At 65.2% G+C, this 18,171-nt stretch carries 21 protein-coding genes and 1 tRNA gene; 7 read left to right on the top strand and 15 right to left on the bottom strand.

Annotated features, from left to right (window positions below):
• Positions 1-3: 3 nt before the first annotated feature.
• The gene (locus AC07NV_RS14265; RefSeq protein WP_495167024.1) at positions 4-726 is read left to right on the top strand and encodes an ABC transporter ATP-binding protein; all 723 of its coding nucleotides are present in this window, start codon (positions 4-6) and stop codon (positions 724-726) included.
• On the top strand, positions 723-1,931 hold the full coding sequence (locus tag AC07NV_RS14260) for an ABC transporter permease (protein ID WP_495167023.1): 1,209 nt from the start codon (positions 723-725) through the stop codon (positions 1,929-1,931). Before AC07NV_RS14265 ends, AC07NV_RS14260 begins: the two co-directional genes overlap by 4 nt.
• Before the next feature lie 164 nt (positions 1,932-2,095).
• Here the strand turns inward: AC07NV_RS14260 and AC07NV_RS14255 are convergent, their stop codons facing one another.
• The 5 genes from AC07NV_RS14255 to AC07NV_RS14235 form a co-directional block, all read right to left on the bottom strand.
• Positions 2,096-2,371 carry an HU family DNA-binding protein gene (locus tag AC07NV_RS14255; RefSeq protein ID WP_495167022.1) on the bottom strand — a complete coding sequence of 92 codons (276 nt, stop codon included), beginning with the start codon at positions 2,369-2,371 and terminating at the stop codon, positions 2,096-2,098.
• Positions 2,372-2,722: 351 nt separating this feature from the next.
• Positions 2,723-2,799: transfer RNA gene (locus AC07NV_RS14250), tRNA-Arg, on the bottom strand.
• Positions 2,800-2,848: 49 nt separating this feature from the next.
• Complete coding sequence (locus AC07NV_RS14245) at positions 2,849-3,316, bottom strand: DUF1178 family protein (RefSeq protein WP_495167021.1); 468 nt, start codon at positions 3,314-3,316, stop codon at positions 2,849-2,851.
• A gap of 2 nt (positions 3,317-3,318) precedes the next feature.
• Positions 3,319-3,579, bottom strand: a complete 261-nt coding sequence (gene grxC, locus AC07NV_RS14240) for a glutaredoxin 3 (protein WP_495167020.1) — start codon at positions 3,577-3,579, stop codon at positions 3,319-3,321.
• Positions 3,580-3,583: 4 nt separating this feature from the next.
• The gene (locus AC07NV_RS14235; RefSeq protein WP_495167019.1) at positions 3,584-4,465 is read right to left on the bottom strand and encodes a ComF family protein; all 882 of its coding nucleotides are present in this window, start codon (positions 4,463-4,465) and stop codon (positions 3,584-3,586) included.
• Between the two features lie 24 nt (positions 4,466-4,489).
• On the opposite strand from AC07NV_RS14235, the gene AC07NV_RS14230 reads away from it, so the two are divergent.
• The gene (locus tag AC07NV_RS14230; RefSeq protein WP_495167018.1) at positions 4,490-5,341 is read left to right on the top strand and encodes a methyltransferase domain-containing protein; all 852 of its coding nucleotides are present in this window, start codon (positions 4,490-4,492) and stop codon (positions 5,339-5,341) included.
• On the opposite strand, the gene AC07NV_RS14225 is transcribed toward AC07NV_RS14230, so the two are convergent.
• Positions 5,338-5,766, bottom strand: coding sequence for a (deoxy)nucleoside triphosphate pyrophosphohydrolase (locus AC07NV_RS14225; RefSeq protein WP_495167017.1), 429 nt, complete (start codon positions 5,764-5,766; stop codon positions 5,338-5,340). The genes AC07NV_RS14230 and AC07NV_RS14225 overlap by 4 nt on opposite strands.
• A 23-nt stretch (positions 5,767-5,789) precedes the next feature.
• Here AC07NV_RS14225 and AC07NV_RS14220 point away from each other — a divergent pair, with 23 nt between their 5' ends.
• Both AC07NV_RS14220 and AC07NV_RS14215 read left to right on the top strand, forming a co-directional pair.
• Positions 5,790-6,002: a Flp family type IVb pilin gene (locus AC07NV_RS14220; RefSeq protein ID WP_495167016.1), complete on the top strand. Its 213-nt coding sequence runs from the start codon at positions 5,790-5,792 to the stop codon at positions 6,000-6,002.
• Between the two features lie 149 nt (positions 6,003-6,151).
• Positions 6,152-6,313 (top strand): Flp family type IVb pilin, encoded by a 162-nt coding sequence (locus AC07NV_RS14215; protein WP_495167015.1) that lies wholly within the window; start codon positions 6,152-6,154, stop codon positions 6,311-6,313.
• Between the two features lie 88 nt (positions 6,314-6,401).
• On the opposite strand, the gene AC07NV_RS14210 is transcribed toward AC07NV_RS14215, so the two are convergent.
• The 5 genes from AC07NV_RS14210 to AC07NV_RS14190 all read right to left on the bottom strand — a co-directional run bounded on the left by AC07NV_RS14210 (position 6,402) and on the right by AC07NV_RS14190 (position 12,145).
• Positions 6,402-7,901 carry a M48 family metalloprotease gene (locus AC07NV_RS14210; RefSeq protein ID WP_495167014.1) on the bottom strand — a complete coding sequence of 500 codons (1,500 nt, stop codon included), beginning with the start codon at positions 7,899-7,901 and terminating at the stop codon, positions 6,402-6,404.
• 136 nt (positions 7,902-8,037) lie between these two features.
• Complete coding sequence (locus AC07NV_RS14205; RefSeq protein WP_495167013.1) at positions 8,038-8,985, bottom strand: acetyl-CoA carboxylase carboxyltransferase subunit alpha; 948 nt, start codon at positions 8,983-8,985, stop codon at positions 8,038-8,040.
• Between the two features lie 10 nt (positions 8,986-8,995).
• The gene (locus AC07NV_RS14200; RefSeq protein ID WP_495167012.1) at positions 8,996-9,907 is read right to left on the bottom strand and encodes a tyrosine recombinase; all 912 of its coding nucleotides are present in this window, start codon (positions 9,905-9,907) and stop codon (positions 8,996-8,998) included.
• A 25-nt stretch (positions 9,908-9,932) separates the two neighbouring features.
• Positions 9,933-11,744, bottom strand: a complete 1,812-nt coding sequence (locus tag AC07NV_RS14195; RefSeq protein WP_495167011.1) for a hypothetical protein — start codon at positions 11,742-11,744, stop codon at positions 9,933-9,935.
• Between the two features lie 2 nt (positions 11,745-11,746).
• Positions 11,747-12,145 (bottom strand): hypothetical protein, encoded by a 399-nt coding sequence (locus tag AC07NV_RS14190; protein WP_495167286.1) that lies wholly within the window; start codon positions 12,143-12,145, stop codon positions 11,747-11,749.
• On the opposite strand from AC07NV_RS14190, the gene AC07NV_RS14185 reads away from it, so the two are divergent.
• A complete protein-coding gene (locus tag AC07NV_RS14185) occupies positions 12,093-12,578 on the top strand; it encodes a shikimate kinase (protein ID WP_495167010.1) in 486 nt (161 codons plus the stop codon). The genes AC07NV_RS14190 and AC07NV_RS14185 overlap by 53 nt on opposite strands.
• Complete coding sequence (gene aroB / locus AC07NV_RS14180) at positions 12,566-13,660, top strand: 3-dehydroquinate synthase (protein WP_495167009.1); 1,095 nt, start codon at positions 12,566-12,568, stop codon at positions 13,658-13,660. Before AC07NV_RS14185 ends, aroB begins: the two co-directional genes overlap by 13 nt.
• A 226-nt stretch (positions 13,661-13,886) precedes the next feature.
• Here aroB and AC07NV_RS14175 read toward each other — a convergent pair whose 3' ends face one another.
• The 4 genes from AC07NV_RS14175 to radA are packed head-to-tail and all read right to left on the bottom strand — an operon-like array spanning position 13,887 to position 18,127.
• Entirely contained in the window at positions 13,887-15,788 is a 1,902-nt protein-coding gene (locus AC07NV_RS14175; RefSeq protein WP_495167008.1) for a cation:proton antiporter domain-containing protein, read from the bottom strand.
• Entirely contained in the window at positions 15,785-16,213 is a 429-nt protein-coding gene (locus AC07NV_RS14170) for an iron-sulfur cluster assembly scaffold protein (protein ID WP_495167007.1), read from the bottom strand. Before AC07NV_RS14170 ends, AC07NV_RS14175 begins: the two co-directional genes overlap by 4 nt.
• Positions 16,210-16,755 carry a CvpA family protein gene (locus AC07NV_RS14165; protein ID WP_495167006.1) on the bottom strand — a complete coding sequence of 182 codons (546 nt, stop codon included), beginning with the start codon at positions 16,753-16,755 and terminating at the stop codon, positions 16,210-16,212. Before AC07NV_RS14165 ends, AC07NV_RS14170 begins: the two co-directional genes overlap by 4 nt.
• Before the next feature lie 10 nt (positions 16,756-16,765).
• Positions 16,766-18,127, bottom strand: a complete 1,362-nt coding sequence (gene radA / locus AC07NV_RS14160; RefSeq protein WP_495167005.1) for a DNA repair protein RadA — start codon at positions 18,125-18,127, stop codon at positions 16,766-16,768.
• Positions 18,128-18,171 lie beyond the last annotated feature (44 nt).

Genomic DNA, 18,171 nt, shown 5'->3' with positions numbered 1-18,171 from the left:
GCCATGCCCGACCCGATCATCCATCTCAGTGGAATCGTGAAGACCTACGGCGAAGGTCCGACCGCCTTCCAGGCACTGAAGGGCGTCGATCTCGACATTATGTCGGGCGATTTTGTCGCGGTGATGGGTGCATCGGGCTCGGGAAAGTCGACGACGATGAACATCCTCGGTTGCCTCGACGTTCCAACTCTCGGTGAGTATCGGTTCCGCGGTCATCATGTCGAGGCCTTGACGCGCGACCAGCGAGCGCTCCTGCGCCGCAAATATTTCGGTTTCGTCTTCCAGGGCTTCAACCTGCTCGCACGCACGAATGCGCTCGAGAATGTCGAGCTCCCGCTCCTCTATCGCGGGGATCCCAAGGCCGAGCGGCGCGAAGCCGCACTTGCCGCGCTCGACAAGGTCGGACTCAAGGATTGGTGGGACCACACGCCCGCCGAGTTGTCGGGCGGGCAACAACAACGCGTCGCCATAGCGCGCGCGATCGTGACGCACCCTGACGTGCTGCTCGCCGACGAGCCGACCGGCAATCTCGATTCCGAGCGTTCGGTCGAGATCATGGAACTGCTCACCGCACTCAACCGCGAGAGCGGGATCACGGTGCTGATGGTGACGCACGAGCCCGAGATGGCCGCATTCGCGCACACGCTTGTGCATTTCAAGGACGGGCTGGTCGAGAGCATCGAGATCAACGCCGCGTCACGCAGCCGCATGGGACCGCGCGCATGACCGGCACGACCTTCCTTCTCGCGCTGCGCTCGATCCGCCGCCATGTGCTGCGCTCCTTCCTGACGGTGCTCGGCATCGTCATCGGCGTCGCGGCGGTCGTGACGATGGTGACGCTGGGCAACGCAACCACCGCAGCGGTGCAGAGCCAGATTTCGGCGCTCGGCACCAACATTCTCCAGATCCGTCCCGGCCAGGGCTTCGGCCGCGGCGGCGGCGGCCCCCGCCCGCCCGATTTCAAGATGACCGACCTCGATGCGATCGCGCAGCAGATCGCGGGCGTCACCGCGGTCGCACCCCAGGCGCAGAGCAGCGGAACGGCCATCTATGAAGGCGCAAACTGGTCGACGACGGTCAACGGCACCACCGACGCCTATTTCACCGTCCAGCCCTGGCCTCTCACCGAGGGTCGCACCTTCACGCCCGCCGAAGAGCAGGCGGGCAAGGCGGTGTGCATCATCGGCAACACCGTACGCCAGAACCTCTTCCGCGGCGGCCAGGCGGTCGGCGAACGCTTCCGGATCAAGGGCATCAGCTGCGACGTGATCGGCATATTGTCGACGCGCGGCCAAGGCGGCTTCGGCGGCGACCAGGACGATGTCGTCATCATGCCGGTCAAAGCCGTCCAGCGGCGATTTACCGGCAACCAGGATATTTCGGTCATGCTCGTCGGCGTCGACCAGAGCTTCGCGACCGCGCAAGTCCAGGCATCGATCACCGACCTGTTGCGCGAGCGCCGGAAAATCACCGATGGCAAGGATGACAATTTCAACATCTTCGACACGAAGCAGATATCCGACACGCTGACCGGGACGACCACACTTCTGACGCGCATCGTGGCCGCGGTCGCCGCGATCTCGCTGCTCGTCGGCGGCATCGGCATCATGAACATCATGCTCGTCTCGGTGACCGAGCGCACGCGCGAGATCGGAATCCGGCTCGCGATCGGCGCTGTCGCCCGCGAAGTGCTGATGCAGTTTCTCGTCGAGGCGATCGTCCTCTCCTGCCTTGGCGGTCTCGCCGGCCTCCTCATCGCGCAGCTCGCCATCGCGTTGCTGTCGCCGATCATGCAAGTGAGCTGGATGTTCGACGCTCAGATCAACATCGTCGCCTTCGTTATCTCGGCGTTGATCGGCGTCGTCTTCGGCTATTTTCCGGCTCGCCGCGCAGCAAGCCTCAACCCGATCGACGCATTGCGACACGAGTAGACGCTGCGGGCAAAGGCCCCCGGGGCGGGATGCTGAGGTGGCACGCTCACCGACGCAGCAAAGCTTCCTGTGCGATCGCGCCGAAGCGTCCGCTCCCAGCAGCTAGAGTGCGCTCGGTATACTGGTAGATTTCCCCGCCGGCAGCGCCGGCGGGGAAGACGGGATCAGCCGTTGAGGCGATCCTTGACCGCTTTGGCCGCGCCGAAGCTCAGCTTCTTCGATGCAGCGATCTGGATCGCCGCGCCGGTCGAGGGATTGCGCCCTTCACGTGCGGCCGATTCCTTGACCTTGAACTTGCCGAAGCCGTTGACCGAGACTTCGTCGCCCTTGGCGGCGGCATCGGTGATCGCGGCGAAGACGGCGTCGACGGCCTTCTTGGCGTCAGCCTTGCTGACGTCGAGCGAGGCTGCGACGCTGTCAGTGAGTTCGGCATGGTTCATATATTTTCTCCTGGCGCGCCCGGGCCGATCCCGAACGGTAAGCCGCTATAATGAGCAGCGCCCGGCGGCGCCAATATCTATCCTCCTGGCGATCACAGCCCACCATCGGATGCACTTCAGATACTGTTTCTGGTCGACGTTTATCGTGACGCGGTGATGCCTCGTAGCTTATGCCCGCGCTGAGAGCCTGCACCCTCGCTCCAATCGTGACCTCGTTGCAAGATCTCCCTTTCCTTTCAACCTGGAAAGTGGGCGTCGAATACGTCGCGCGTCGCGACGTGCCAAGGTGATTGCTAAGTGATTGCTAGAATCTCTGACCCTTGACGAATGCACACATAAGTCATTGAAAAATGGTGCACCCGGCGGGATTCGAACCCACGGCCCCCAGATTAGGAATCTGATGCTCTATCCTGCTGAGCTACGGATGCGCCGCCGCTCGTGTAGCGGCGCGAGACACAAAGCGTCAATCAGGATGGATCAATTGACCGCCTCGGGCGGAACGATCGGTACCAGTAAAGGCATCGCGGCGATTCCGTCGTCGCGGAGCGATTGCGCCTCTTCGGGCGAGGCCTGGCCGTGGATCAGGTCCTCTGCCGCACGCCCCTCGTGCATCGCGCGCGCCGCGTCGGCAAAATCCCGGCCGACCCAACGCGACTGCGGCAGCATTTCAGCCTGTTTTGCGGCAATATCGGCGAGAATCTTGCGCACCAGTTCGGGCGACGGCTCGCTTGGACTGGGCGGGTTGGCGGGCGCCCGATCAATAGTCTGCCGGTTGGATTTGGCCCCCACCCGCGGCGCCATCACTGCTTTGCGGACGGCATCGTCACCGCAAACGGGACAGGCGATCAGCCCCCGCGCCTGCTGGTCGGCAAAGCTGTCGCTGCTCGCAAACCAGGCTTCGAAGCGATGATCGCCCGCGCCGCAACAAAGGTCGAAAACGATCAAGATCAGGCGAGCCCGAGCAACGGATCGAGCCCGCCGCGCGCGTCCAGCGCGGCAAGGTCGTCGCTGCCGCCGACATGCTTGCCGTCGATGAATATCTGCGGGACGGTGCGCGCACCACCGGCGCGTTCGACCATCGCGTCGAACCCGGCACGATCCATCGTCAGGTCGATTTCCTGATACTCCACGCCCTTGCGCTCGAGCAACGCCTTCGCGCGCGAGCAATAGGGGCAGAAGAATTTTGTAAAAACTTCGATCTTGGCCATTCGGCTATCCTGTCATCACTTGGTCCGTCATATCGGAATCCAACGAAGCAAAGTCAAATATGTTGCCCGTCATCAGCGCATCGGGAACAACGCGTGCCCAAGTGAGCGCCGACACATGCGCAGCGCCGCTGCGTGCCAGCACCCGCGCCGCTGCGCGCAGCGTGGCGCCGCTGGCATGGACGTCGTCGACCAGCACCAGATGCCGCCCCGCCGCGCGCGCCCTGCCATCGGGGGCCAGTGCGAATGCCCCGGCAACGATGCGTTCGCGCTCGCGCCGCCCCTTGCCGCGCAACGATGCCGTCGACTTGATCCGCAAAAGGAGATGATGGTCGCGCGCCGCGCCGGTCAGCCGCGCCAGTTCGTCGGCCACCAGTGCCGCCTGATTGAACCCGCGCGACCAGAGCCTCCAGCGGTGCAGCGGTACCGGCACCAGCAAAACCGGATCGACGGCGCCCAACGCGGCCAAGTGCCGCGCCATCAACCGCGCCATTAGCCGCGCATGCCCGGTCCGTCGCCCATATTTGAGGCGCAGCGCGACCGTCCGCGCAACGGGACCATAGGCGAGCGCGGCAGGAGCGCCAGCGAACGGTGGCGGGTTTGCAAGGCAAGCGCCGCACGCGACCCGCTCGCCCGGCAGCCCGGTCGGCAGCGGAATCGAACAGCGAAAGCAGGACGGTCCGTCGAGGAAATCGAGCGACGACCAGCAGGTCAAGCAGAATTGCCGATCTTCGCCGACGATGATGCCGCAGCCGGGGCAACGCGGCGGCAGCGCATAATCGACGATCGCGCGCGCCGCGACGCGCCATGCACCGAGCCATGCGCGCGCTGGCGCGCTTTCTTCTTCGCCATCCCCCGCACTTGTCGCCATCACCGACTTGTGAAGCATCGCCGGGGACGGCACAAGCGGCGCATGTCGCAGTCACCCCGCCCGCTCTTTTCCTCTGCCCGCCACCGCGCCCAGCGCGACCGTATGGCGCGCCTCCCTGCATCGGCCAATTTCCTCGCGCCGATCATCGCCGAAACCTTGCTCGACCGGCTCGCGATGGTGACCCGCGAATTTCCGAGAACGCTGCTCATCGGGGCGCATGATGCGGCGCTCGCGGACCATTTGCGCGCGATCGGGACCAAACTTACCATTGCCGAAGCCGGACCACGCCTCGCCGCCGGGAGCGGCGCCGTCGCTGTCGAAGCCGATGCCATCGACCTGCCCTTTGCCAGCTTCGACCTCATCCTCTGGCCCGGCGGGCTCGACAGCATCAACGATGTTCCCGGCGCGCTCCTTCGCCTCCGCGCGCTGCTCGCGCCCGACGGCCTGTTGCTCGGCGCCTTTGTCGGCGACGGCAGCCTGTCCCGGCTCCGCCGCGCGGTGATGGCCGACGGAGTGCGCTCGATCGCCCGTTTGCATCCGCAGATCGATCTCGCCGCGATGGGCAATCTGCTTCAGCGCGTCGGCTTCACCATGCCGGTCGTCGACGTCGATGCACTGACGGTGCGCTACGCCGACTGGTTCGGGCTCGTCCGCGATTTGCGCGCCGCGGGCCTGTCGAGCCGGCTTGCGCCGGTCCCGCCGCCGCTGACCCGCGAGGAAGCAGCCCGGATCGCGGCCGCCTTTGCGGCACTCGCCGACCCCGACGGGCGCATCGGTGAAAATTTCCGCGTCGTGCATTTCAGCGGTTGGGCGCCGCATCCCGATCAGCCACGGCCGGCGCGCCGCGGCAGCGGTACTGCCTCGCTCGCCGACGTGCTGAAGCCGAAGCGCTAGATCAGCGCCTCGAGCAAACCGATGAGCGGTTTGTCGGCCGGCGGCATGTCGAGCGCGTGCAACTCCACCGGCCGCACCCAGCGGAGCGCGCTCGCATGCTGTGCCACCGGCGTTCCGCGCCATTTTCGGCATACATAAAGCAGCAGGAGCAGATGCTTGTTCCCCAGCGGCTCGCTCGCAAAACAGGCTGGCGCGAGGCAGGCATGATCGACGTCGATCGCGAGCTCCTCGGCCAATTCGCGGATCAACGCCTGCTCGGGCGTCTCGCCAGGTTCAAGCTTGCCGCCCGGAAACTCCCACAGCCCCGCCATCGGCAAGCCTTCAGGCCGCTGCTGGACAAGCAGCCTCCCGTCGCGGTCGACAAGCGCCGCCGCCACGACAATGAACGGAATTTCTGGCAGTTTTGCGGGGCTAGACGCCGACAAATTGTTAACCTTCCTATGCGAATATGGGAACCTTCGGGAACTATAGATTAGTCAGGGGTGGAACAATGCGAAGCTTTTACAGGCTGATGCGGTCGACCAGGGCCGCCACGGCCGTCGAATACGGGCTGATACTGGCCTTGGTCTTTCTGGCGACCGTCGTTGCAGTTGGCAATGTCGCAAACTCCACAAGAGCTATGTGGAACAAGGTCTCATCCAACGCCGCGACGAATATGTAGGACGGCCAGAGCAGCCGTCCCTTTTTTGGACGACGGCCCGGCAACCGCGCCCGCCACCGTTAAGATTTTCAAAACCTATTCACCCTAAACTTCCAGACGTTGACCCAGACCAGACCGTCAACAGGGTAAGTGAAATCAGGAGACCAGTCATGAAGTTCATCAAGAAGTTCGTCCGCAACACCAAAGCCGCCACTGCTATCGAATATGGCCTGATCGCCGCTCTGATCGCTGTCGCCGGCATCACGGCTTTCAAGAGCGTCGGCACCGCCATCAGCGGCACCTTCAACAATGTTTCCGCCAACATGAAGTAATCGGGTTACGGCTTTCGCGCTTCAGGGCGCGGGCCAACCAGAAAGGGCGGCGAGGCAACTCGCCGCCCTTTCCTGTTTTCGATCGCTATTATCTGGTGGCGTAAACGACGATTTTCACCTTCTGCCCCGGCGTCAGCCGGCTCGACGCGGTCAGGCGATTGAGAACCTGGAACCGTTCGGCCTGATAATTGCTGTATGCCATGCGCCGCGCGAGGCTGGCCAAGGTGTCGGAGCGGCCCGCCGTCACCACATCGACCCGCCGCGGCTTGATCGCTGCCGCTTCCGCTGCACTCAGCCGCCGGACGCTGTTGAACATCGAATTGAACACGCCGCCGCCGCCGGCCTGCGTCAATGTAACGAAGTGGAACGCGCTGCTGCGCGAAAATTCATAGGCAAAGACGGTGACGTCAACCTGACCCGACTGGCTGTTCACTCGTGCGGTCGAATAGAACGCCGGAATGCCACCCACCGTCGTGCGCTGGATCGAACCGGGGCTGATCGCCGCGTTGCCCGCGACCGCCTTGAAGGCGGCGGCGATATAAGCGTTCATGTCGCCGCTGTACGCGCCGGTGGTAAACTGCGCCTGTCCACCATTGCCGCTGATCGACACCGCGTCGGCACCGTTTTGCATCCCGTAGCCGTTCGGTACGGCGAATTTGAGCCGCAGATCAGGGTGCAGAAATTCATTGCCTTCGACCACGCCCTGCGCCGGGTCGTCGCCATAAAGGATGTTATCGACCGAAGCGAGAAACGCATCGGCGTTGCGTGTCCCGCCGCTTCCGCCGACGCGGCTCGCCAGTGTCTGCGCATTGCGGACGCGCGACGCGGGATCGGGGTGGGTGCTCGCCCATGCGGGAAGCGAACGCGCGTCACCACCCGAAAGGCGCGCATCGAGGGTCGTCTGGTTGGCCAGGCTGGTCAACATCGTCGATAACGCGAGCGGGTCGTATCCCGCACTGCGCAGATACTGGACGCCGAGCTGGTCAGCCTCGAGTTCCTGTCCGCGCGAGAAGCCCAGCGTCGCCATCTGCGCGACCTGCATCGAATTATTCTGGAGTAGTCCACCGAGCCCGCCGAGCAGTCCGCCATTGTCGCCGATCGCGCCGCCCAGCACGGCGCCAAGCACGCCGAGGATCTGGTTGCGCGTCGCCGCCGACTGGCGCTTTTTGCTGTGCTGTGCCGCGACATGGCCAACCTCGTGCCCGAGCACCCCGGCCAGTTCGGCTTCGTCGTTCATCAGCGCCATCAGCTGTCGGGTGACGTAGACATAGCCGCCGGGGATCGCGAAGGCGTTGTTCACGGGCGAATTGAGCAAGGTGACGGTGAAATCGCTGGGACTGCGCGACAGGCCCGACTGGACCGCAATATTCTGCCCGATGCGGTTCACATAGGCAGCCTGCGGTCCGCTGTAAGCACCGCCGAATTCGGCCATCAGCTGCGGGTGCGCATCGGTGCCCTGCTTGCGTTCGGCAGGCGAAATGCTCGTCACGGTTCTGATCGCCTTCAACTGTGCGTCGGCCACCCCGGTCACGGCGACGCCGCCCATCGCCAGCACGGCCGCCAGTGTCTTTCCAGTCTTCCAGCTCATCGAAATGCCTCCCACTTAACTCTTTCGGTCAGGGTATCCCCGTCACACGACAAGGCAAGCCGTACGATAAACCGCGGCTTGCATATTTCGAAAATGGGAACGCAAGATCCCGCAATCGGGTTCCGCGGGAACGTGCCTAAGCGCGTCCCATCGCCAGGAATTTCTCTTCGCGCGCGGCCAGCAGCGTGTCGCGCGGCAGGCCCGACAATGCGCCCAGTTCCTGCTCGATCGCGTCGCCCAGCGCCGCAATCGCAGCGTCGGGATCACGATGCGCACCGCCGACGGGTTCGGTAACGATCCGGTCGATGACTTTCAGCCCCAGCAAATCCTGCGCCGACATTTTCATCGCCGCTGCCGCATCGGCTGCCTTGTCGGACGTACGCCACAGGATCGATGCGCAGCCTTCGGGCGAAATCACCGAATAGACGGCATGTTCGAACATCAGCACGCGGTTCGCAGCTGCCAGCGCGATCGCCCCGCCCGACCCGCCTTCGCCAACCACGGCGGCGATCATCGGCACGCCAAGTGCAAGGCATTGTTCGGTCGAGCGCGCGATCGCTTCGGCCTGCCCGCGTTCTTCGGCCTGAATACCCGGAAAGGCGCCCGACGTGTCGACCAAAGTCACGACCGGCAGGCCAAAGCGGTCGGCGAGCTGCATCAGGCGGATCGCCTTGCGATAGCCCTCGGGCTTCGCCATTCCGAAATTATGCTTCATGCGCGATGGAATATCGTCGCCCTTTTCGTGGCCGATCACCATCACGCGGCGCCCACGGAAACGCGCCATTCCGCCCAAAATCGCCTGATCGTCGCCAAAATTGCGGTCGCCCGCGAGCGGCATCCAGTCGTCGAACAGCCCCGCAACATAATGTTTGAAATGCGGGCGATCGGGGTGGCGGGCGACCTGCGTCTTTTGCCAGGGCGTCAGCTTCGAATAGATTTCGCGCAGCAATTTCGAGGATTTATCCTCCAGCCGTGCGATATCATTGTCGATGTTGAGCGTGGGGTCGTCCCCCATTTCGCGCAGCTCGGCAATTTGCCGATCGAGCGCCGCGACCTGTTTTTCGAAGTCCAGAAAGGCTGTCATGGCGTGAGCGCTAGGACGATGACGCCTTCAGGTCAACGCCATCCATCCGTGCCAACGGGTGACGGCGGTTGACCAGTTCGACAAGGCGGCGGCTGTCGACATGCGTGTAAATTTCGGTGGTCGCAATATCGGCATGGCCGAGCATCAGTTGCAACGCGCGCAGATCCGCCCCGCCCTCGAGCAAATGAGTAGCAAAGGCGTGGCGCAGCACATGCGGACTGACCGCGGCCGGATCGATACCCGCCCGGCCCGCCAGGTCGCGCAGCATCTGGAACAGACGGACACGCGACACATGGCTTTTGCCCGACGGAAACAGCCACAACGCACCATCGGCAAGCAGCGGCGTCCAGCGATCGAGCGCATCCCGCGCGCGTTCGGACAGCGGCACCAGCCGTTCCTTGTCGCCCTTGCCGCGTATGATCAGATATTCGCGCTCGCCGGCGATCGCCCGCCGCGGCAACGACACCAGTTCGCTCGCCCGAAGCCCCGATCCATAGAGAAGTTCGAGCAACAGCAGCATACGCACGGCGGCGGCAGGCGGCACCTCTCCCACGGCTTCCTCTTCGGCCTGTTCGAACAGCCGCGCGACATGCTCATGGGTCAGAATCCGCGGCAGCGGCCGCCGCGTCGCGGGGCGCGCGATATCGAGCGCAGGATTGTCCGTCCGCTCGCCCTCATCAAGCAGAAAGGCAAAAAACTGGCGTAGCGCCGACAGCTTGCGCGCCGCGCTGCTTGCCGCAAGCGACTGATAATCCGCCATCAATTTGCGCAGGACCGCCGCATCGGCATCGGCGAGGGGCCCCTTTACCCACTCGACCGCCTGCTCCAGATCGCGGCGATAGGCGGCAAGCGTGTTCCGCGAAGCCCCCCGTTCGGCCGCCATCATTTCGAGGAAGCGATCGATCAGAGCCCGGTCAGACATGGTCTGACTGCAACATCAGCCCCCCTCAGACACGCACCAGCGCTTCGGCGGCGATCATCCGCGCTTCGGAGGGCAGGCCCACTTCGCGCAGCGCCCGGACGATATAATAGAGATGATAGGGCGGCACCTTCGACCATTCGCCCTGCATCCCCGCCGCCGCGAGCAACGCCACCATGCCCTGTTCGCGGCGCTCGGCTGCCTCCATGATCGCGCGCGACCAGCGCGTCTGCTTGCCGAGATCGACATCAAGGTCGCTCGCCGCCGATGCGGCCGCGCTCGCATCGAGCCGTCCAAGGCCAGCAAGGCCCGCAAGCAGGAATTTCGACCGCAACGTATCGGCGCTGTCGTCGTCGCCCGAAAACTGTCCGACGGCACCCGCGCTCATTCCGGTGAGCGGCCGCGGCGAACCGACGGCGAGCACGCCCCATGCTCGGCTGCCGACCGAGACGGTCGGGACCCACGCAATGGCATTTTCGTCATAGCCGCCTGCCAACATCGATCCCACCAGCTGCCACGGATCCTTGCCGACGTCGGTATTGGCCGGCAGCGCCGCCGCCGCACGGGCGGTCGCCACCATGGCGGCATAGCGCTGCGTCGGGCTGGTGCCTGCGCCCCACAGTCGTTCCATCGCCGCATAGCGGTCGGCGCCGCTGGCAAAGCGAAAGGCGCCGCGAAGCTGATCGGTCTGGACCGCCAGCGCTTCGGCGGGTTCTTCCTCGCTCGCCGCTGCGCTCAGCAACGACACATAGGCCTCGCTCGACAGCACACCGCGTGCCGCCGCTTCGGGCGCCGCAGCGATACGGCTGGCCATGTCGGTCATCGGCGCGAGCACCGTCCAGCTCTTGATATTGGACGGCGCCGACGTGCGCAGCGCTTCGGGAACCGGGATTGCCGTCGCGGTCGCCATGCCGAAACGCCAACTGGTCAGCCGGTCGACATTGTCCCATTCGATCGTCGTCGAGCGGCGTCCGCTGCCCGTCGCGCCGAGCACGCGTTCAGCCAGCAATATGTCGAAGTTCGAGATTTTTCCGCTCGACCGCACGCGGCCGATCGCCCAGCCTGCAGGGCCCGCCTCGCCCGACAGGCCCGAACAGATGGCAGCCGACAGGCGCCATGCCTGCTCGTCTCCATGGGCAAGACCTGCGGGAACATAGGGGCACATGCCCGCCGGGTCGGCGTTGGCAAGATAAGTCTGCTGCGCGACCGCGACGAGACGCGGGCTCGCGCGGTCATAATCGACCGCCTGAACGATCCAGCGCGCCGCGATCGATTCGCCCATGCGAAGCAACAGCGAGGCGCGATCCGCGGCAAGGTCGGCGCCGTTGATCGTGTCGGGCGTGTCGATTGCCGAGGCGAGCGAACGGCGGAGCAATATCTGGCCCCAGCGCGACGCGAACTGGCCATTCGTCTTGCGCATGATCGCAGCGGCATATTGACCACGCACACCAAATGCATCAGGCGCAAGCCCGCCGGTTTCGGGGGTCAGCGGCCCGATGCGCGTCAGCAGGCGGCGCGCGCCGGGGGGAAGGTCATATTTCAGCCCGCCGGACGCGACCTCTTCGCCGTCCTCGGCCTCTTCCCCCTCTTCGGCCGCTACGCTCGTGGTCGTCGGGCTCAGCGTCGGGGCAACCGGCGGCGGGGCCGCGCCGTTCCTGGGCGTAGAAGTGGGCGTCGGCGTAGAGGTCGGCGACGGCGTGGGCGACGGCCGCGGCGCGGGCGTGTCGGCGGGGTTGCCGAATCCTTCGGGCAGCAGCGATTCCTGCGCAAGCGCGGGGAGCACCAGCGCAGCGGCAAGAGCGGTCCCCGACAGGCCCAGCGTGAGCGATAGCGTTTTCATCTTCATTGCGGTGCGCTTTCGGCAATCTTGTCGGTCACGTCCACCTCAATCATTCGCGGCTCGATCGGTCGGCCCAGGAACAGCAGGAACAGAAAGAAGGCAATCAGCATCAGTGCCAGCACGATCAATCGTGCAATCCAGCGGCCTTTTCCCGATCTGCCCCGTGTTCGCAATATCCGATGCCCGCCGTTCGTCCCATAACGCACGCGCAGCAAAACCATTGTCCCGCGCGGCTTGGGCGGTATAGCCGCCCGGACCATGTCGCGAAACCCGAAAAGCCCGGGCCCAACTTCATCTAGGGCCATCCCCGCGTCGATCCGCGACCGGTCGATCGTGCTCGTCGGTTTGATGGGATCGGGAAAATCGACGATCGGCCGCCGCCTCGCGCAGCGACTGGGCATGCGGTTCGCCGATGCCGACGACGAGATCGAACGCGCCGCCGACACGACGATTTCCGACATTTTCGAACGATTCGGCGAGGCGCATTTCCGCGATGGCGAACGACGCGTGATCGCGCGGCTGCTTGCCGGAAAGCCGATGGTGCTGGCGACCGGCGGCGGGGCGTTCATCAACGAGGAGACGCGAGCGCTGATCCTGAAGGACAGTCTTTGCATCTGGCTCGACGCCGACATCCCGACATTGGTCGAACGCGTCGGCCGCCGCAGCCATCGCCCGCTTTTGAAGAACCGCGATCCCGGCGAAGTTCTTCGCGAACTGGCGGTGGTCCGCAACCCCATCTATGCCGAGGCGCATCTGCGCGTCAGTTCGGCGAGCACCCCGCACGACCACACGGTGCGCGACATAATGGAGGCATTGGCGACATGGAACAGCTGACTGTCGAACTCGGCGACCGCAGCTACCCGATTCTGATCGGCGACGGGCTGATCTGCGGCGTCGGCGCGCATGTCGCACCGTTGCTGAAGCGTCCGCGGACGATGATCGTCACCGATACGCATGTCGCCGAACATTATCTGGCCCCGCTCGGCGCCTCGCTGGGAATGGAGGGCATATCCTTCTCCTCCTTCGTCCTCGAGCCCGGCGAAAGCACAAAAAGCTGGGCCGGCCTCGCGCGCCTCACCGAATGGCTGATCGGCGAAGGCGTCGAGCGCGGCGATCATGTCATCGCCCTTGGGGGCGGCGTGATCGGCGATCTCGTCGGTTTCGCGTGCAGCATCGTCAAGCGCGGCTGCCATTTCATCCAGGTGCCGACCACCCTGCTTGCGCAGGTCGACAGCAGCGTCGGCGGCAAGACCGCGATCAACGTTCCCGCCGGCAAAAACCTCATCGGCGCTTTCCACCAGCCCGCGCTCGTCGTCATCGACCCCACGACGCTCGAAACGCTATCCCGCCGCGAACTGGGCGCGGGTTATGCCGAAGTCGTCAAATATGGCCTGATCGACGACGCGGATTTCTTCGCCTGGTGCGAGACGCACGCCGCCGCGCTGCTCGCAGGGGACAGCGAGGCCCGCCACAAGGCGATCGCGCACAGCGTCGCCGCCAAGGCGCGCATCGTCGCCGCCGACGAACGCGAGACGCAGGATATCCGCGCCCTCCTCAATCTCGGCCACAGCTTCGGCCACGCGCTCGAAGCCGAAACCGGCTATTCGGACCGCCTGCTCCACGGCGAAGCGGTCGCTGCGGGCATGGTGCTCGCGCATCAATTCTCGGCCGCAAACGGCCTCTGCCCGGACGAAGATGCCGAACGGGTGCGCGCGCATCTCGCCAGCGTCGACCTGCCGCACAGCCTTGCCAGCGCGGGCATCAACACCGACGGGGCGACGCTCGCGGCGCATATGGCGCACGACAAGAAAGTGCGCGGCGGCAAACTGCCGCTGATCCTGACCCACGGCATCGGCCAGAGTTTCGTCACCGAAGACTATGGGTTGGATACCGTCGCAACCTTCCTCGATGGCTAAGTTTCCGACGTTGCCACTTCCCGGAGGATCGGGACGAAGAAGAAAGAATAGCAGCAAGCGACCAATTGCCTCCTATTGAACATCGTCACCCCGGACTTGATCCGGGGGCTGCCTTCTTGACGGAAAAGGCGGGTCCCGGGTTAAACCCGGGATGACGGAAGTCGGTGAGGTAACGTCCGCTTCCCACCCCAAAGCGGACATCCGCGGCCTCCCTCAAACGCGCGCGTTAGCTCGCGACACTTTCCGCAGCGGCCGCTTCCGCCTCTTCCTTCGCCAGTTTCGCAGCCCGGCGCCGTTCGCGCAGTGTTTCGAGTACGCTTGCCGCCTGCCGCCCGCCGCCGGCGATGAAGCGGTGGTCCATGCCCGCAGTCAGGTCGCCTTCGCTCAACTGCATGTGGAGCCTTTCCGCGTCGAGGTGGCGAAGCGCGAGCTCGACGTCGGCGATCTCTTGCTCGCTGACATCGATCTGCTTGAGCGCCATCATCCCCAGCGCGATCGAGCTTTCGAAGGTTTCGCGCACCGCGCCATCGACCCCCGCGCCATCGATCGCCATCAACTGGCGGCGGTCGAACACGCGGGTGAGGATTTTCGCGTTGGGGAACGCCTTGACGATCGGCGCCAGCACATTGGCGTCGACGGTGCAGTCATCGGTACAGAAAATGATCAGCCGCGCGTCTTCGGCATCGGCGCGGCGCAGCACGTCGACGCGCAGCCCGTCGCCATAATAGACCTTGGTATCGAAACGCCCCGAGCTTTCGATCTGGCTCGGCTTCTTGTCGATCAGCGTCACCGAACAATCGACTGCGTTCAGCATTTGCGCGACAATCTGCCCGAACCGGCCATAGCCGACGACGATCGCCGACCCGCGCGGCGCATGTTCGGGCCCGTCGAGGTCCGCTTCACTGCTTTCGGGCGCGAACTCCAGGTTGCGTGCGAACAGCATCAGGAAGGGCGTCGACACCATCGACAGCGTCACGACCGCGCTGAACAGGCTTGCCGCCTCGGGGGCGATCAGCTGCGCCTGCGTTGCCTGCGTAAACAGCAGGAATCCGAACTCGCCGCCCTGGCTGAGCAACAGGCCGAGGCCGAGCGCGACACTCCACGGTTTGCCGAACAGGCGCACGATGCCGGTGAGCACCGCGACCTTTACCGCGACCAGTCCGGCGGCGAGCGCGACGACGCGAAGCGGGTCCTGAAGAATGACATTGATATCGAGCACCATGCCGACGGCGAGGAAGAACAGTCCGAGCAGCACGAGACGGAAGGGCTCGACGTCAGCCTCGATCTCGTGCCGATAGGGCGAATCGGCGAGCATCACGCCCGCGATGAAAGCACCGAGCGCGGTCGACAGATGCAGGCTGTGCATGAAGGCCGCGCTCGCAAGGACGACGAGCAGGCCGACGACAACGAACAACTCGCGCTCGCCATAGCGCCCGACGATCCGCAACAACGGGTTGACGACGAAACGCCCGGCCAGAACGAGCACGATGATCGCCCAGACGGTGAAGAAGGCGGTCTGCCACCCCGGCGGGGCGTCGGGATTGGCGGGCGCACGCGACAGCGCGGCGACGATCGTGATCATCGGCACGATCGCCAGATCCTGGAACAGCAGGATCGAAAAGGCTTTTTCGCCGAAGGGCGAGTTGATCCTGCCCGAGCTTTTGAGGCTCGGCAGGACCTGTGCGGTCGACGAGAGGGCCAGCGGCAGGCCGAGCGCCAGCGCCGCCTGCCAGCTGAAACCGAGCGTCAGGATAAGCAGGCCGGTGAGGATCAGCCCCGTGACGACGACCTGCGCGAGACCAAGGCCGAAGATCGCACGCCGCAGATCCCAGAGCCGCCGCGGATGCAGTTCGAGCCCGACAAGGAAGAGCAGGAAAGCGATGCCGATTTCGGCGAAGGCCAGCTTCGATTCGCCGCCGCCGACGAGCCCCAGGCCGTGCGGCCCGACCAGCGCACCCGCGATCAGATAGCCAAGCACCGCGCCGAGGCCCAAACGGCGGAAAATCAGCACGAACAGGGTCGCGACCCCCAGCAGGATCGCCGCCTCGGTCAGCGCGGTATCGGTCGCCGTTTCCGCCACCGCCCCGGCTGCCCCGGAGGCTGCCGCGGTGAGCGCCAGCAACGTCATGCCGCCGCGGCCCGATCCTCGAGTGCCGCGATGGCAGCGTCGAAGGGCAGCAGGATCGCGCCGTGCCGTGCGGGATAGTCGCGCGCCGGCGCGAGCAGTTCGAAACCCGGCCAGTCGGGATGGTCACCGGTGCCGTCGAACCAGCGCGCAATGCCATCGCGCGCGCTCCGCAGATCGGCGAGGACCAGCCCCGGCGCATGGCGGGCGAGCAGCGCCGCCGATGCCTGGCCAAGCGCGCAGGCCTCGACGTGCATGCCGACGCGGGTCACGCGCCCGGAGTCATCGGCGTCGAGGTCGAGAATGATCGCGCTGCCGCACAGCGGCGCCCGCTTGCTCACCCGATATTGCGCGTCGGGGTTCGGCAGATATTCGGAGGTCGCGACCGCCAGCGCCAATATGTCGCGATTATAGAGCGTCGCGGTCATGATTTGTCGGCCTTGGCGGCTTCGGCCTCCGCTTCGCGCGCCTGCGCGCGGCGTTCGGCGATTACCTTGCTCATCGCCGCGCTCGTCGCGTTGAGCGCCGGATAGGTCCGGCTGTCGGTCATCCACGCCGGGCGCTGCGCATTGCCATAACCGATATCGTACAAGAGGGTCACGAGCAGGAAGCCGATCGAGGCGATCAACAGGCCTTTGACCGCGCCGAATCCCGCACCCAGCCCGCGGTCGAAGCCGCCGACGAGCGAGGCCCGGCTGCGTTGCCCCATCGCCCGCGCGCCCCATTTCGCGAGCGCAAACACCCCGCCGAAAAGCAGAACGAAGGCCAGCATCGCCGCGCCGCCCTCGGTGCCGACCCAGCCGGCAAGCAGGTCGGTCGCCAAGGGATGAAAGAAGCGCACCGCCGCGATCGCCAGGATCCAGGCGAGCAACGTCGTTACCTCCTGCACGAGCCCGCGCGAGAAACCGAGTACGGCGCCGCCGCCAACCAGCGTCAGCACGACGATATCCAGAGCTGTAAGACTTCCCATTGGGCGAGCGCTAATCGCGCCCGAGCATCAGGTCAACGAGTTCGCCGAGGCGTTCGAAACCGGTAACCGAAATCCCGCCGACCGCTTTCATGCCTTTCGGCCCCCAGCCCCGCGAAAAACCGAGCTTCGCGGCTTCGCGAAGGCGCAGCCCGTCGTGCGAAACCTGCCGCACTTCGCCCGACAGCGACAGCTCGCCGAATACGATTGCGTCGGCGGGCACCGGCCGCTCGCTGAATGCCGAGATCAGCGCCGCCGCCACTGCCAGATCGGCGGCGGGATCGGTCAGCCGGTAACCGCCGGCGATATTGAGATAGACTTCGGCGGCGCCCATCTGGAGCCCGCAACGCGCTTCGAGGACCGCGAGCACCATCGCGAGCCGCCCGCTGTCCCAGCCGACCACAGCTCTGCGGGGGGTCGCCCCGCTCGCCAGCCGCACGGTCAGCGCCTGCACCTCGACCAGCACCGGCCGCGTGCCCTCCAGCGCCGGGAACACCACCGACCCCGGCACGTCGCGGCTGCGATCGGTCAGGAACAGGCTCGACGGGTTGGACACTTCGCCCAGCCCTTCTTCGCCCATCGCGAACACACCGATCTCGTCGGTACCGCCAAAGCGGTTCTTCACCGCGCGCAGGATGCGATATTGATGGCTGCGCTCGCCCTCAAACGCCAGCACCGTGTCGACCATATGTTCGAGCACGCGCGGTCCAGCGATCGTCCCATCCTTCGTCACATGGCCGACCAGCACGATCGCGGCATCGCTGTCCTTGGCGTAGCGGATCAGTTCCTGCGCACTCGCGCGCACCTGGCTCACCGTCCCCGGCGCACTGTCGATCAGGTCGCTGTGCATCGTCTGGATCGAATCGATCACCACGAAATCGGCGGTTTGCCGGTCGAGTGTCGCCAAGATATCGCGCACCGACGTCGCACTCGCGAGCGCGACCGGCGCATTGCCAAGCCCGAGCCGCTGCGCGCGCAGCCGCACCTGCGCCGCCGCTTCCTCGCCGCTGATATAAACGACCGACTTGCCTGCCTTCGCCAGCCGTCCCGCCGCCTGCAACAGCAAGGTCGACTTGCCGATCCCCGGGTCGCCGCCGATCAGCGTCGCCGATCCCGCAACGAAGCCGCCGCCCAATGCGCGGTCGAATTCGGCGATGCCGCACAGCATCCGCTCGGGCATCTTGCTGTCGGCATCGAGCGTTTCGAGCGCGATCGTCCGCCCGCCCTTGCTCAGGTCGTGCTTCGCCGAAAAGACCGTCTCGCCCGCTTCCTCGACCAGCGTGTTCCACTCGCCGCAATCGGCGCACTGCCCCTGCCAGCGATAGGTGGCGGAGCCGCAATTCTGGCAGACATATTGGCGTTTCGTTTTGGCCATCCGATCCGCATAATGGGAACAAAGATGGAACGCTAGAGGTTTCG

The organism is Sphingopyxis sp. GW821-FHT10B01, from assembly GCF_059415685.1.
The sequence above is the reverse complement of the archived record's forward strand: the minus strand, read 5'-3'. Positions and strand labels throughout refer to the sequence as shown.